1 rRNA gene is annotated in these 773 nt (G+C 55.2%); it reads left to right on the top strand.

The features are described 5' to 3' along the window. Positions 1-769, top strand: a 23S ribosomal RNA gene (locus ACM5BR_RS18605); the annotation flags it as partial. Between the last annotated feature and the right edge of the window lie 4 nt (positions 770-773).

Here is a 773-nt window from a genome sequence, read left to right as displayed (position 1 = left end):
TGAAGTCGGAGCGCTAGCTTCGATGGAGGCGCTGGTGGGATACCACCCTGGCTGTATTGAAATTCTAACCTGCGCCCCTAATCGGGGCGGGAGACAGTGTCAGGTGGGCAGTTTGACTGGGGCGGTCGCCTCCTAAAGTGTAACGGAGGCGCCCAAAGGTTCCCTCAGAATGGTTGGAAATCATTCGAAGAGTGTAAAGGCATAAGGGAGCTTGACTGCGAGACCTACAAGTCGAGCAGGGACGAAAGTCGGGCTTAGTGATCCGGTGGTTCCGCATGGAAGGGCCATCGCTCAACGGATAAAAGCTACCCTGGGGATAACAGGCTTATCTCCCCCAAGAGTCCACATCGACGGGGAGGTTTGGCACCTCGATGTCGGCTCATCGCATCCTGGGGCTGTAGTCGGTCCCAAGGGTTGGGCTGTTCGCCCATTAAAGCGGTACGCGAGCTGGGTTCAGAACGTCGTGAGACAGTTCGGTCCCTATCCGTCGTGGGCGCAGGAAATTTGAGAGGAGCTGTCCTTAGTACGAGAGGACCGGGATGGACGCACCGCTGGTGTACCAGTTGTTCTGCCAAGAGCATCGCTGGGTAGCTATGTGCGGTCGGGATAAGTGCTGAAAGCATCTAAGCATGAAGCCCCCCTCAAGATGAGATTTCCCATAGCGTCAAGCTAGTAAGATCCCTGAAAGATGATCAGGTAGATAGGTCTGGGGTGGAAGCGTGGTGACACGTGGAGCTGACAGATACTAATCGATCGAGGGCTTATCCAAAAAG

Source organism: Ectobacillus polymachus (assembly GCF_048159605.1).
GTDB lineage: Bacteria > Bacillota > Bacilli > Bacillales > Bacillaceae_G > Ectobacillus > Ectobacillus polymachus.
Note: the sequence above shows the minus strand (reverse complement) of the source record. Positions and strands in the feature narration are given on the sequence as shown.